We start from the raw sequence: 14,275 nt of genomic DNA on the forward strand, positions 1-14,275 counted from the left end.
TGAATGCAGTCCAATGTGGGAGGGGCGGTGCGACGATTCGACTTGCTCCCGATGGCGGTGAATCAGCCACGGATGCATCAACGGATACACCCCCATCGGAGCAAGCCCACCTCCCACCTTTGTCCTGCGGTGTGCCTTGGTCAGGCGTGCTCGACCTTCATCCGCCCCACCATCTCCATATGCAGGGCATGGCAGAACCAACTGCAGTAGTACCAATGCAGCCCCGGCTTATCGGCGATGAAGGTGATGGAGGAAGTCTGCTGTGGGCTGATCTCCATGCTCACGCCGTGGTTGACCATGACAAAGCCATGGGTCACGTCCTCGATCATGTCGATATTGGTGATGGTCACGGTGACTTCATTGCCCTGCTTAACGGTGAATTCCCCCAGGCCGTAGGCCGGGGCCATCGAGGTCATGTACACGCGCACCTTGTTGCCGTCGCGAATCACCTTGTTATCGGTTTCCAGCTTGATCCCGTCCTTGGCGGCGATGGCCACGGTTTCGGCGAAGAATGGATCGTTGCGGTCCCAGATGGTCCTGGTCTTGATCTGGTCGCGGCGCGCCATCACGCAGTCATGGGGTTCGGCAAAGGCCGGGCCATCGTGGACCAGTTTCATCTCGTCGCCGGAGATGTCGATCAACTGGTCGTTCTCCGGGTGCAACGGGCCGGTGGGCAGGAAGCGGTCCTTGGAGAACTTGCTCAGCACCACCAGCCACTGGCCGTCGGCGTCGCGGGTTTCGGTCAGCGACGCATGGTTGTGGCCCGGCTGGTACTGCACATCGAGCTTCTGCTTGATGTAGTTGACCTTCTCGCCGCCGTAGGCGCGGATGGCTTCGGCGATGTTCCACTTGACCACCTGGCTGTCGATAAACAGCGTGGTGTAGGCAAAGCCGCGCCCATCGTAGGTGGTGTGCAGCGGGCCCAGGCCCAGTTCCGGCTCACCGACCACCACGCCGCGCGGGTCGGCGATCTTGCCGCTGAACAGGTCGTCGAGCTTGTCGATGGCAATGATGGTGCAGGTGGGCGATAGCTTGCCGTTGGCGATGAAGTACTTGCCATCCGGCGAGGTGTTGCAGCCGTGGGGGTTCTTTGGCACCGGGATGTAACGGGTGAACTCGCTGTCCTTGCCGTCCTCGGATTTGCGCCCGTCCACCACCGGCACCTTGGCGCCGTCCACACTGATGAACTTGCCGGCCTTGATCGCCGCTTCGATGCGCGGAATGTTGAACACCACCACCCAGTCGCGCTCGTTGCGCATCATGCCGGCGAGGTCGGTGGCCTTTTCCGAGTTGTAGCAGGTGGCGGCTGCGTACTTGCCGGTGTAGTCCATATCGGCATTATCGAGGTTGCCGTCGACGATCACCTGGAAGGCCATTTCCATTTTCTCGGCGTCGATGGCGTTGAACATGGTGAAGGCGTTGCGGTCTTTCAGGTCGAAATTCTTGCCGTCATTGGGGTGCGGAATGATGAACTCGGCGTTGCAGAACACGTACTTGGTGTAGGGCACTTTTTGCAGGCGCAGGCCGTGGATGGCCTGGGCATTCGGTACGGTGAGGATCTTGTCGCACTTCATGATGTCCAGGCGGATACGCGCCACCCGGGTGTTGGCCTTGTCGTTGATGAACAGGTACTTGCCGTCGTACTTGCCGTCGGTGGTGGACAGGTGCGGGTGGTGGCAATCGCCGTTGGCGTACCTGGCGCCCTCCCCCAGGATGCGCTTGCTCTCGTTGGTCAGGCCCCAACCGGTGGCCGAGTCGATATTGAACACCGGGATACGCATCAGCTCGCGCATCGATGGAATGCCCAACACCCGCACTTCGCCCTGGTGGCCGCCACTCCAGAAGCCGTAGTAGTCGTCCAACTGACCGGGCTCCACATGGATTTTCGACTTGGCATCCTTGGCCGCCGCGGCAAAGGATTCACGCGTGAACACCGCGCTGCCAAGGGCCGAAGCCCCGGCCAATACTGCCCCGGTCACCGCCCCCGTACCGAGGAAACTGCGCCGGGTCAGGCCGTCATGGTTGTCGTCTGTATCGTTCATGGGTCGCTCCTTCAAGGGTTGGGATTTATCTGCACTACGGGAATCTGTACGGGGGCCGCCTTGTTGCGCTTCTTGCGCTTGTTGATCAGCGGCGGGCACTTGTTTTCGTTGTGCCAGGTCATCTGGCAGTCGAGGCAGTAGTGGCATTCATTGGCGTTGATATGGCCGTCCGGGTGGATGGCCTGGATCTCACATTCCTTGGCGCACAGCTGGCAGGGGTTGCCGCATTCCTGGCGGCGCTTGAGCCAGTCGAACAGGCGGAATTTGCTCGGGATCGCCAGGGCGGCGCCGAGGGGGCACAGGTAACGGCAGTAGACTTTGCGCGTGAACAGGTTGATCACCAGCAATGCCACGGCGTAGAGCACGAACCACCACTGGCGGTCGAACTTGAGGGTGATGGCGGTCTTGAACGGCTCCACTTCGGCAAAACGTTCGGCGGTGGCCATGGACTCCAGCGACAGGCCGAACAGCACCAGCAGGATCAGGTACTTGATCGCCCATAGCCGCTCATGCACCGCGAAGGGCAATTCGAACTGGCGGATCTTCAGGCGGCGGGCGGCTTCGTTGAGCAGTTCTTGCAAGGCGCCGAATGGGCACAACCAGCCACAGAACACGCCGCGTCCCCACAGCAGGATACTGGCGGCGGTGAACACCCAGAGCATGAAGATCAGCGGGTCGGTGAGGAACAGTTCCCAGCGAAAGTCCTGGGCCAGTGCATGCACGAAGGTCAGCACATTGACCACCGACAGCTGCCCCAACGCGTACCAACCGATAAACCCCACGGTAAATACCAGGTAGCCGCGACGCAGCCAGTGCAATAGACGCGGGCGACGCGCCAGGCTGTCTTGCAGGAACAGGATCACTGTGAGCAGCACCAACGCAATACCGAGCACCAGCACCTGGGTTTGTTTCTGGTACCAGATGCTCAGCCACAACGGGCGGTTGGCTTCATCGATCGCCGCTTGTTCCTCGGCGGTGGGCGGTAGCCGTTCCAGGTACTGTTCCGGCAGCTGGTAAGGCAATTCGAAGCTGCTGAAAGTGCCACTGACCGGCCCGGTCTGGCGCCGCACCAGCAACTCCAGGGTCCAGGGCGAACCGGGGTCGAACGCCGCCTGTGCCCGCACAATAAACACCGACATCTCGGTGAAGTCCGGCATGCCCGCGGCGTAGGCATCGTCGATGCGCCGGTGGTCGAGGTCGCGAAAGCTGATCACATTGCCGAACTGGCGCAACTGCACCCGATCGAAAATGCCGCCACGCACATAACCCGAGCCCTTGAACGAAAACAGCCCACGGCCCAGCACGGCGATGGCCTGTTCACCCGGCTTGAGCGCCTGCATCAACGTGGCGTAGTGCGCATCCCCCAACAGGTTGCGGCCGATACTCGGCGGGTTGATGTCGGCCACATAGAGATCGATGAAAGTCTCATCGCCAGCCTCCCCCGCTTCGGCGGCGGTGTCCTTGAAGGCGGCGTCAACCTGGCCACGGGTCAAGAGCAGGCGGCGAATCGCGCCATTGCCGGTCAACTGCTCCCAGGTGGCGGGGGCAAATTGATCGGTGCGGATCAGCGCGGCTTTCTGTGGGGTCGCGGCCTTGCCGTCGATCAACTTGAGCGAGACCGCCACTTCATGGGCCGCGCGCATGACCACTTCGTTGACCACCATCGCGGTGACCGTGGCGCCGGCAATCGCATCCACCGTCACGGCCTTGGGGTCACTGGAGCGCCCCACCACGACGCGTTGGCGCACGTCGACGCCGGCATAGTGGCCGGTGAAGTCGTGGAGTTTGACCTCGGGGATGCCGATCAACAGGATGGGTTCGTGGTGTTCCAGTACGTAGGCGTCACGGATGATGCCGGCGGTGTCGAGGATCACCTGGGTATTGATGGGTTTGCCTGAGTAGGCGGGGATCGCCATCACGTCCAGGCTCTGGAATACGTAGCCGATGGGGGTGTTGGCTTGGGTGATGGTGCGGACGTTGAACTTGCCTTCGGGGGCGGAGACGGCGTCGTGCTGGGGGAAGGTTTTGTCGATGCGTTGCTGTTCGATCGCGCCGTAGGGTTGGGCGTGGGCGCTGGTGAAGAGGATGAGCAGCACCGACATGACCAGCCAGTGGAGTGTCAGGTGCGAGGAGCGGGCCATGGGATCCCTTTGTTGACGACGCTGAAGATGGGACCGATGGTAGGTGCGGTGATGGCGGGTAGCCCTTGATTGAAATCAAGTTGGTCAGAGGGGGGTGATTGGGGGTTCCGTGTACATATCCGTTTCTGCGGTAACGGCCACTGGCGGGTTGGGGTACATATCCGTTGCTGCGGGAATGGCCACTGGCGGGTTGGGGTACATATCCGTTGCTGCGGGAATGGGCCACTGGCGGTTCCGCTCTTACAGCGGGTCACTTTTGGAAAAGAGCCCCAAAAGTAACCAAAAGGGCTCTTGCCCCACCACTCGGCACCTCGCTTAGGCTCGGTGTGCCCGAACGCAGGCTTGAATCCGTGGGCCGCCGTCATGGGCCATCCCTGGCCCAGGACGGCTAACCCGGCGTCCTGCCGGGTTACCCACGGATTCAAGCCTGCGTTCGGCCAGCGTGGTTTAACGGGGCGCCTAAGATCAAAAGCCAGAGCAAAAGCAGAGCAAAAGCAGAGCAAAAGCAGAATGAGGTCTACCTGACTTATGGAGATATCTGACCTGTGGAGATCCAAATGTGGGAGGGGGCTTGCCCCCGATGGCGCTGGGTCAGTTAACAAATAAGTGACTGACACTCCCTCATCGGGGGCAAGCCCCCTCCCACATTTCCAACCGAGTACACCAGCCACAACACCGGTCGGCTCTAAGGCCGCCGCGCTTTGGCTTTTGATCTTCGGCGCCCCGTTAAACCACGCTGGCCGAACGCAGGCTTTGGAGCGTGGGTAACCCGGCAGGACGCCGGGTTAGCCGTCCTGGGCCAGGGATGGCCCATGACGGCGGCCCACGCTCCAAAGCCGGAGTGAGGGCACACCGAGCCTAAGCGAGGTGCCGAGTGGTGGGGCAGGAGCCCTTTTGGTTACTTTTGGGGCTCTTTTCCAAAAGTGACCCGCCGTAAGGGCGGAACCGCCAGTGGCCGTTACCGCAGCAACGGATATGTCCCCAAACCCCACCCCCCTCAAACCACAACCCCCCGCCCCGCCCGCTCAAGATTCCGCCACAACCAAGGCGGCAACACATCCGGATCCAGGCTGTCGATCAAATTCTTCAACCCCAACCCCAACTCCGTATCCCCCTCAATCACCAACCTGCGCCGAAAAAACAACGTATCCGGATCTTCCTGCCGGCTGGCGAGCAACAAGAACTCGCGCCAGTTACCGCTGATGCTCACCTGCGCCTCGGCCTTTTGCGCAATACGCAATCCATCGCGCCCCAAGGTCAGGTACCAGCACAACCCCAGGTCAGGAATACGCAGACACATCCAGCGTCCGCGCAGCAGGTCAAACCCACCGTCGCGCAAAGGCTCGGCCAGGCAGCGGTTAAGGGCTTGCTGCAAGACCAGGCGCTGCACGCCAAACGGTACGCGACGGATCAATGGAAACAATTGGTCGGCGCCTTTGAGCAGCCATTGTTTACGACTCAGCACAGCCCCACCTCCTCAACCCGCAACATTCCCGCCTGGCCGTGCCAGTAGCCGTTGCAACCATCGACATACAGCGGCGGCGTAGCGCCCTGGCGCACCTGGTCGAAGGCTCGCACCACCTCGACCATGCCCTCGGCTCGCGGGCTCAGGCGCAACAGATCGGCACCACTGGTCACCAGGCCGGGGTAATCGGCCAGCAGGTTGGTCACGTCGGCCGACATGGTCTGGATACCGTTCAAGGTGAACAGCGCCTGCCCTTCCTGGCTGGTCAGCGCCATGCCGTCGGGGTAGTTGATGCAGCAGAATTGGCAGTCATCCTTGGGCCGGTTTTCGGCACGGGCGGTGAAGCAGCGCGCCGAATACGCCAGGGGCAAGTGGCCGTAGGCGAAGATTTCCACTTCGGGCAACGGCCGGCCCAATTCGCGTACCTGCTCCAGCACATCGGCGATCAAGCCCTGGGAGCATTCCACCGGCGGCACCCAGCGTTGCATGCCCGCATCGAGCAGTTGCACCAGGGCGTGGCCGTTGTAGAGGTTGAGCGCCGGGCCGCCGACAAAGGGCAATTTGCGCTCGATCAACATCTGCACCGCCCCCATGTCGTTGGCTTCCACCAACAGTTCGCCGTTGTCGCACAGGCGGCGCAGGCTCGACAGTTCGGAGGCGGCTTCGATCAAGGTCAGGCTCGATAATACGATCTGCGCCGAGCTGTACGTTTGCAGTTCCCGGCCCAGGCCCAACCAATGATCCAGGGTGAACGCGCGGCGTTTGGCGCACACGGTTTCGCCCAGGTAAATCACGTCCAGGGGCAAGCCGGCCATGTCTGAATAGAAGCGCCCCAGGTGTTCCTTATCCCAATAAAACAGCACCGGTCCCAGGCTGAGTTTCATCTGTGTCTCCTCACTGCCACGCACGATGGTAGGCGCCGAGCGTGGTCTGGCTGCCTTCGGATAACCCGGCCAGCACCTGGCGCCACTGGTCCTTGACCACAAAACTGGCAGGCGCATTGCGGTGGGCGTCCAGCGCGGCGCGCCAGACCCGGGTGACTTGTTCCACATAGGCCGGGCTGCGTTGCCGGCCTTCGATCTTGACCGCTTCGACGCCGATGGCGGTGAGCTCCGGTACCAGGTCTAGGGTGTCGAGGCTGGTGGGTTCTTCGAGGGCATGGAAGCGCTTGCCGCCCACCAGGAAGCGGCCCTTGCACAGGGTCGGGTAGCCGGCGGGTTCGTCCCGGGTGTAGCGGTCGATCAGCACTTCGCTCAGGCGCGCGCTCAAGCCGTCGGCGTCCTCGCTCCAGCGCACGGCCTTGGCCGGCGAACACACGCCGCAGAGGTTGGGCGACTCGCCGGTGATGTAGGACGACAGGTGGCAACGCCCCTCGGCCATGATGCACAGGCTGCCGAAACCGAACACTTCGATCGGCACCGGGCTGCTCGCCGCCACTTGCTTGACCTGGGCCAGGGACAGCACGCGGGGCAACACCGCGCGACGAATGCCGTAGCGTTCGGCATAGAATTTCAGCGCCGCCGCATGGGTGGCCGAGCCCTGTACCGACAGGTGCAAGGCCATCTGCGGATGGTGCCGGCTGGCGTAGTCGAGTACCCCGGGGTCGGCGGCGATCAGCGCATCCACGCCGTGGTCTGCCGCGCGGTCGACAGCGCGCTGCCAACGCGCCCAGATCTTCGGTTGTGGGTACGTATTGACCGCCACGTACAGCTTGCGCTGGTGCTGGCGAATAAAGGCGACGGCACCGTCGAATTGTTTGTCGTCCATGTTCAGCCCGGCGAAGTGCCGGGCATTGGTGTCATCGCGAAAACCGACATACACCGCATCGGCGCCTTGGCGCACCGCGGCTTTGAGCGCAGGCAGGTTGCCTGCGGGGCAGACCAGTTGCATGGGGGTTCCTCACAAAAATTCAGCGAAAGACAGAAATGGCACCGGTGCATCCCTGGGCACCTGATGCTCGCGCTCGATGATCACCAGGCCATCGGCCCAACAGGCGGCGGTGAGCATCGCCGAGCTTTGCTGGGGGTGCAGCACCGCGCGCAATTGCCCATCCTCGCCGGGGCTCAGGCGCGCGCGCAGGTATTGGCGGCGCTTGTTGGGCTGGAGCCATTCAAAATCGGCCGGCACCTGGATCGGTACCGGCAGCACCCGCGCCACACCTTGGGCGCGCAACAGGAACGGACGCACCACCACCAACGCGGTGATCAACGCCGCCGACGGGTTGCCGGGCAAACCCAGCCATGGCTTGCCCGCCACCTCGCCAAACGCCAGGGGCTTGCCGGGCTGGATCGCCAGGCGCCAGAAGTCCACGCGGCCGAGTTCTTCGATGGCCTGCTTGAGGTGGTCCTCCTCCCCTACCGATACACCGGCTGACGTCAACAGCACGTCGCATTCGGAGGACGCCAGGGCCAGTGCATCGCGGCTGGCGGCCAGTTCGTCGGCCATCACGCCGTAGTCGAGCACGTCCACGCCCCAGCCGCGCAGCAGCGCGGCCAGGGCATATCGGTTGCTGTTGTAGATCTGCCCAGGCACCAGTGCCTCACCCGGCTCGCGCAGTTCATTGCCGCTACTGAGCAGGCACACCCGCAGCGGGCGGTAGACTTTCAGGCGCGGGATGCCGGCCGATGCGAGCAAGCCGATGTCCTGGGCACGCAGGCGCTTGCCCACGGCGACCAGGGTCTGGCCGCGTCGCAACTCTTCGCCCTGCTTGCGCACATGCTCACCCAGGCGCACCGGTGGGCACCAGATACGCTGGCCGTAAAGGCGGCAGCGTTCCTGGGGCACCACCGTGTCGGCACCGGCCGGTACCGGCGCACCGGTAAAGATGCGCACCGCCTGCCCGGCCAGCACCTTCGCCGTGCTGTGCTGGCCAGCGGCAATGCGCCCGGCGAGCATCAGGTAGCCCCCCTCTGCCGGTACGTCCTCGGCGCGCACGGCGTAGCCATCCATGGCGCTGTTGTCGAACCCCGGCAGGTCCAGGGGCGAGAACAGTTCCTCGGCGACCACCCGCCCCAGGGCGTGCTCCAGGTCGATTACCTGAGTGCCCGGCGGCGGCGGTGCCTGGGCCAGCAGCGTGGCGATAGCCTCGTCCACCGGCATCAGGTGGCCGCTGTCGCACACCGAGACGCTCACGAACGCGACTCGCAGGCTTGCAGGATCTGCTCGGGCTGGGGCTTGAGGTGCGGCACGAAGTTGCACGGGCCGGTACGGCTGTCCAACTGGCCCGCGAGGATCTGATCCCAGGCGGTACGGCACGCGCCCGGCGAACCCGGCATGCAGCACACCAGCACGCCGTTGCTGATGCCGGCCAACGCACGGGATTGCAAGGTGGAGGTGCCGATTTCGACCAGGGACACCTGGCGGAACAACTCGCCGAAGCCCTCCACGTGTTTGTCCAGCAGCGGCAGCACCGCTTGGGGCGTGTTGTCACGGGCGGTGAAGCCGGTGCCGCCGGTCATCAGCACCACTTGCACATCAGGGTCGGCGATCCACAGGGAGACCTGCGCACGAATCTGATAGATATCGTCGATCACCAGGCCACGGTCGACCAGCACATGCCCGGCACCTTGCAGGCGGTCCACCAGGGTCTGCCCGGAGGTGTCGGTGTCGAGGGTGCGGGTGTCGCTGATGGTCAGCACGGCGATGTTCAGGGGGATGAAATGACGTTGTTTCAAATGGGCCATGATCAAGGCTCCAGGCGTAAAGAAAGTGGCTGTCAGCCTGCGCCGCAATGGGCGCAGGGCCTATTCCTCCAAGGAGGTATCTCGTTCAGGGGGCCAGGCGCGTGCGCTGCCACGTCCCGGCGTGCAAGCGGTAATCGAGGCGGTCGTGCAGGCGGTCAGGGCGGCCTTGCCAGAACTCGATGCGCTGCGGTTGCAGGCGGTAGCCGCCCCAATGCTCAGGGCGCGGCGGTTGCTGCCCGGCGAAACGCTCGGTGACGTCACGCAAGCGGCTTTCCAGCTCGCTGCGATGGCTAAGGGGCTGGCTTTGCGGCGAAGCCCAGGCCCCCAACTGACTGGCGGCCGGACGCGCGTCAAAATAATCGTCCGACAGCTGCGCATCCGCCCGCACCACCGGGCCTTCGATACGCACCTGCCGCTCCAGCCCCGGCCAGAAAAACGTCATGGCCGCATGGGGATTACTCGCCAACTCCTCCCCCTTGGCACTCTGGTAATGGCCGAAAAAGAAAAAACCCTCAGCGCTGAAACCCTTGAGCAACAGAATGCGGCAATGGGCATGGCCCTGACTGTCCACGGTGGCCAACGCCATACTATTGGCCTCGACCGGAGGCACTTCGGTTTTACGCGCCTGATCCAACCACTGGCCAAACAGCACCAAGGGATCGTCCTGCGCCAAGTCATCACGCAAGCCATAAAGGGTGTAGTTGCGGCGCAATTGCGCAAGAGACAAAGGCATGGCGCAGTCCTCCAGAAAGTTCGCCACAGTGTGAGAACTACCGCGCATTTATCCCTTGATCACGATCAACATTCACCCGTGGCATGACGCCGCATGCGGTTACTTGGGCATGGGGTTCTACAACTGATCGTATTGTTGCGGTTACTCTGGCTCTGCCTTTCCTTTACTTTGCTTTTGCTCTGGCTTTGCTCTGGCTTTTGATCTTGATCTTAGACGCCCCGTTAAACCACGCTGGCCGAACGCAGGCTTGAATCCGTGGGTAACCCGGCAGGACGCCGGGTTAGCCGTCCTGGGCCAGGGATGGCCCATGACGGCGGCCCACGGATTCAAGCCTGGGTTCGGGCACACCGAGCCTAGGCGAGGTGCCGAGTGGTGGGGCAAGAGCCCTTTTGGTTACTTTTGGGGCTCTTTTCCAAAAGTGACCCGCTGTAAGAGCGGAACCCTAAGTGGCCGTTACCGCAGCAATGGATATGTACCCATTCCAACCCAACATCCTGGTCGGCCCAGAGGCCGCCATCGGGGGCAAGTCGAATCGTCGCACCGCCCCTCCCACATTTGATCTCCATACATGAGGTAGATATCAGTCTGCTCTGGCTCTGGTTCTTGATCTCAGGCACCGCCCCTCCCCCATACCCCCAAACTACTTGAGCCCCAACCGCCGCGCCAACTTATGCAAATTACTCGAATCCACCCCCAACAAACGCGCCGCACTCGCCCAATTACCACCGCAATGCTCCAGAGCCTGACGAATCTTATGACGCTGACACTCATCCACCGCCACCGCCAACGGCTGGAACACCTCACCGCCCAACACCGGCGATTCAAGCACCGGCATGGCATCGCCCAGCCCCAGCCACTGCGGCTCCAGGCTCATGAACGGACGACTGCCGCCCCGACACAACAGCTTTAACGCCGCACGGCTGATCACATGTTCCAACTCACGCACATTGCCCGGCCAGGCATAGCCCAGCAGGGCCTGGCGCGCCGCCGGGGGCAGGCACAAACCGCGCAGCCCCAGGCGCGCACGGTTGAGCTCAACGAAGTGCTCGGCCAGCAACAGAATGTCATCGCCACGTTCGCGCAGCGGTGGGATCGCCACCGGATACACCGAAAGCCGGTGATACAGATCGGCGCGAAACAGGCCGTCGCGCACGCGGTCCGGCAGATGGCGGTTGGTGGCGGCGATGATCCGCACATCCACATGCAAAGGCCGGTCGGCCCCCAGGCGCTGGATCTCGCCGTTTTGCAGGGTACGCAGCAACTTGGCCTGAATGTTCAAGGGCAACTCGCCCACCTCGTCGAGAAACAGCGTGCCGCCATTGGCGACATCGAAACGCCCGGCGCGGTCGTGGCTGGCGCCGGAGAACGCGCCCTTGACGTGACCGAACAACTCACTCTCGGCCAACGCCTCCGGCAGCGCCGCGCAGTTGACCTGCACCAGCGGCCGGTGGCAGCGCCGCGATTGGTGATGCAGGCGCTGGGCAAACAGCTCCTTGCCGACGCCCGTCTCACCGAGCAACAGCACCGGCAACTCGGTCTGCGCCAGTACCGCCAACTCATCGAGCAATTGCCGCAGCACCTGACTGTGCCCAAGGATGGCGTCGGGCGGCAGGGTCGCATCGACCCTGATGGGGTTCGCATTACCCTGGCATAGGGTGGTCATGATCACCTCACCTCACAATAAAGCCTTATTTATCAATGGTTTTTCAGTTGGCACGGCGCCTGCAACCACTGGCACATACCGCTATCCCAATGAGGAAACCCGATGAGCCTGAGCGACTGGAACACCCAACCCCAGGATCAATTGATCGACCATCTACTGGCCCGCTACCACGCCCGGCATCGTGAACAACTGCCGGAGCTGATTCGCCTGGCCAGTCGTGTCGAACAGGTCCATGGCCACCATCTGCAATGCCCCAACGGCCTCGCGGACCTGCTGCGCGATATCCAGCAGGAACTGGAAAACCACATGCTCAAGGAGGAACAGGTGCTGTTCCCGATGCTGCAGATGGGCATGGGCGCGCAGGCGGCCATGCCGATCCAGGTGATGCGGCATGAGCATGACCAGCACGGCGAGGCGCTGGAACAGCTGTTGAGCCTCACCGATCGCATCACCGCACCGCCGAGCGCCTGTGGGACCTGGCGCAGTTTGTACAGCCAGTTGACGACCTTTCATGACGACCTGCGCGAGCATATCCACCTGGAGAACGAGGTGTTGTTTGCCCGGGCACTGAGCCCCGTGGCCTGATCAGCGCAGCATCAGCTTGGCCAGGATCACGATCACCACCATATGCACCAGGATGCTGCGACGAATCCACGTCGCACGCCTGGGGCTCAGGCGCTGATGGCTCAGCAGGTACGCCAGCCACAGGTAATGGCCGATGATGCTCAGGGCCAGCACGATTTTCAGGCTCAGCAGTGCGGCAAAATGGCTGCCCCAGGGCACGCTCAACACCCCTCGGTAGTGCCAGGCCAGGCCGACGCCAGCGCCGTACAGCAGCACCACCACGCCATGCAGCACCTGGCGTGAGCGCCGCGCGATAGCATGATCGGAGGTGAACTGGGCCGACCAGGCCAGTTCCTCACGGGCGCTGTGCCAGATCACGACTTCGAAAAACAGCGTGCCGATAAAGGCAATCGCCGCCAACAGATGCACGATCAACAAGGTGGAATAGAGCACGACGTTCTCCTAGCCTGGATGCCCATCGACCCGTGCTTGCCACAGCATCGGCCCGTAACGCCACAGATACAGGCCGAGCCCGACGCTCCAGCACAGGCCGGCGAGCCACAGCGCAGCCAGGGGCCAGAGCAGCACCAGCGCCACTCGGCTCACGCAGGCCAGGTTGAGCAGCACAAACGCCAGGGTCATCCCGGCCGGCGGCTGCAAGGCGCGGCCGGTGTGGCCGAGGCTGACGCGAGCGATCATGGCCAGGATCAAGCCGGCCATGGCGCCAATGGTCAATGCATGCACCGCCAGGCTGGGGTTGAATGGCGCACCGAAGTGCCACAGCGCCATGCCCAGGCAGGCCACGGCGAGCCAGGCATACGCCAGGTGCAACGACCAGAGCAGCGGCACGCGCCACAGGCCCCGGTCATGCCAGCGCACCAGGCGCAGCAGGTGCCCAAGCCCGAGGCCGGCGAACAGCAGGCCGATCCACAGGTTGGCCGATAGCGCTGGCCCTGCCCCATAGAGCACCGCGACCAGCATCGAGCCGCCCAGCAACACGCGGTCCAGCCACGGCCAGGGCTTGACCGCCTCGACCCGGCCCAGGCCGCGCTGGGTGAAGAACGGAATCACCCGCCCGCCGATCAGGCCCATCATCGCCGCCACCAGCCACAGCCCAGTCAACACCGCCTGGCGTTGCAGGCCCAGGTCATTGCGCAACAAGCCATACAGCGACAGCGCATCGGCCACGGTCAGCAGCGCCAGCACCAGCACAATCGGGTAATTGCGTTTCTGGCGGACCTGCCACAGGGTCCAGCCCATCACCGCCGCCACTGCCAGGGGGAACGTCAGCTCCAGCACCGCCAGCAGCGGCCAATGCAGGTTGAACAACCAGCCCAGGCGGGCCGCCAGCCATAGCCCGGCGAGCAGCGCCAAGGCATTGCCACTGATGCCCGGGCGACCGGTCCAGGTCTGCACTGCCGTCAGCAGGAACCCGGCGATGATCGCCAGGCCGAAGCCAAACAACAGTTCATGCCGGTGCCAGGCCAGCCAGCCACCGGCCGGTTGCCAACTGCCGAACTGGCCGCCGAGGGCCAGCAGCCACACAGGGATCGCCAGCACCGCCAACACGCAGGCACCGAGGAAAAATGGCCGGAACGCCAAGCGGAACAACGGGGTAATCGACATAGACTTGCGCCGATCGAGCACTTGCATAACACGGTCTCCCTTCAGGACTGCGGCAATGTTGCGCCGATGGGCGTGCGTTGCCCTTGTCGTAGATCAAGTCGCAACGGCAGCTCAACGCTTACGCTTGCGCTCACTGTAGGAGCGAGCTTGCTCGCGAAGAACGTTAACGATGACACGGGCATCCTGATTAAACGCGGTGTCTGTGGGTTTTTCGCGAGCAAGCTCGCTCCTACAACACCTTTAGCGTGCTTTGGAGCCATGATGAAAAACGCCTATGTCCCCCTCGCCTGGTTTGTGATCCTCGGTTCCATGCTGGCGGCGGCCAGCAGCCTTTCGCTGGTGCTGGTGTGAACGCCCC

Annotated in this window: 11 protein-coding genes and 2 pseudogenes; 2 read left to right on the plus strand and 11 right to left on the minus strand. The window is 63.2% G+C overall.

Going from position 1 to position 14,275, the window contains the following annotated elements:
* Positions 1-140: 140 nt before the first annotated feature.
* The 9 genes and pseudogenes from nosZ to P2T68_RS21810 all read right to left on the minus strand — a co-directional run.
* A complete protein-coding gene (gene nosZ / locus P2T68_RS21770; protein ID WP_024075020.1) occupies positions 141-2,042 on the minus strand; it encodes a TAT-dependent nitrous-oxide reductase in 1,902 nt (633 codons plus the stop codon).
* An 11-nt stretch (positions 2,043-2,053) separates the two neighbouring features.
* The gene (locus tag P2T68_RS21775) at positions 2,054-4,183 is read right to left on the minus strand and encodes a NosR/NirI family protein (RefSeq protein ID WP_168233665.1); all 2,130 of its coding nucleotides are present in this window, start codon (positions 4,181-4,183) and stop codon (positions 2,054-2,056) included.
* A 997-nt stretch (positions 4,184-5,180) separates the two neighbouring features.
* Positions 5,181-5,648, minus strand: coding sequence for an SCP2 sterol-binding domain-containing protein (locus P2T68_RS21780; protein ID WP_024075018.1), 468 nt, complete (start codon positions 5,646-5,648; stop codon positions 5,181-5,183).
* Positions 5,642-6,532 carry a U32 family peptidase gene (locus P2T68_RS21785; protein WP_150293713.1) on the minus strand — a complete coding sequence of 297 codons (891 nt, stop codon included), beginning with the start codon at positions 6,530-6,532 and terminating at the stop codon, positions 5,642-5,644. The genes P2T68_RS21780 and P2T68_RS21785 overlap by 7 nt, the downstream gene beginning before the upstream one ends.
* A gap of 10 nt (positions 6,533-6,542) precedes the next feature.
* A complete protein-coding gene (locus tag P2T68_RS21790) occupies positions 6,543-7,538 on the minus strand; it encodes a peptidase U32 family protein (RefSeq protein ID WP_069076596.1) in 996 nt (331 codons plus the stop codon).
* A gap of 9 nt (positions 7,539-7,547) precedes the next feature.
* Positions 7,548-8,780, minus strand: a complete 1,233-nt coding sequence (gene glp / locus P2T68_RS21795) for a gephyrin-like molybdotransferase Glp (RefSeq protein ID WP_277378264.1) — start codon at positions 8,778-8,780, stop codon at positions 7,548-7,550.
* Positions 8,777-9,331 carry a molybdenum cofactor biosynthesis protein B gene (gene moaB, locus P2T68_RS21800; RefSeq protein WP_069076594.1) on the minus strand — a complete coding sequence of 185 codons (555 nt, stop codon included), beginning with the start codon at positions 9,329-9,331 and terminating at the stop codon, positions 8,777-8,779. The genes glp and moaB overlap by 4 nt, the downstream gene beginning before the upstream one ends.
* A gap of 85 nt (positions 9,332-9,416) precedes the next feature.
* Complete coding sequence (gene pdxH, locus P2T68_RS21805; RefSeq protein ID WP_024075013.1) at positions 9,417-10,064, minus strand: pyridoxamine 5'-phosphate oxidase; 648 nt, start codon at positions 10,062-10,064, stop codon at positions 9,417-9,419.
* 640 nt (positions 10,065-10,704) lie between these two features.
* Positions 10,705-11,661: pseudogene (locus P2T68_RS21810) on the minus strand (sigma 54-interacting transcriptional regulator); the annotation flags it as partial.
* A 180-nt stretch (positions 11,662-11,841) separates the two neighbouring features.
* Here P2T68_RS21810 and P2T68_RS21815 point away from each other — a divergent pair.
* Positions 11,842-12,312 (plus strand): annotated as a pseudogene (locus tag P2T68_RS21815) (hemerythrin domain-containing protein); the annotation flags it as partial.
* Here P2T68_RS21815 and P2T68_RS21820 read toward each other — a convergent pair.
* Together P2T68_RS21820 and P2T68_RS21825 are read right to left on the minus strand one after the other, a co-directional pair.
* Positions 12,313-12,744: a hypothetical protein gene (locus P2T68_RS21820; protein WP_277378265.1), complete on the minus strand. Its 432-nt coding sequence runs from the start codon at positions 12,742-12,744 to the stop codon at positions 12,313-12,315.
* 9 nt (positions 12,745-12,753) lie between these two features.
* Positions 12,754-13,944 (minus strand): NnrS family protein, encoded by a 1,191-nt coding sequence (locus tag P2T68_RS21825; RefSeq protein WP_277378266.1) that lies wholly within the window; start codon positions 13,942-13,944, stop codon positions 12,754-12,756.
* A gap of 120 nt (positions 13,945-14,064) precedes the next feature.
* On the opposite strand from P2T68_RS21825, the gene P2T68_RS21830 reads away from it, so the two are divergent.
* Positions 14,065-14,268: a hypothetical protein gene (locus P2T68_RS21830; RefSeq protein WP_024075007.1), complete on the plus strand. Its 204-nt coding sequence runs from the start codon at positions 14,065-14,067 to the stop codon at positions 14,266-14,268.
* The last annotated feature ends 7 nt before the right edge of the window (positions 14,269-14,275 follow it).

This window comes from Pseudomonas sp. G11 (assembly GCF_029457515.1).
GTDB classification, from domain to species: Bacteria; Pseudomonadota; Gammaproteobacteria; order Pseudomonadales; family Pseudomonadaceae; genus Aquipseudomonas; species Aquipseudomonas gorinensis.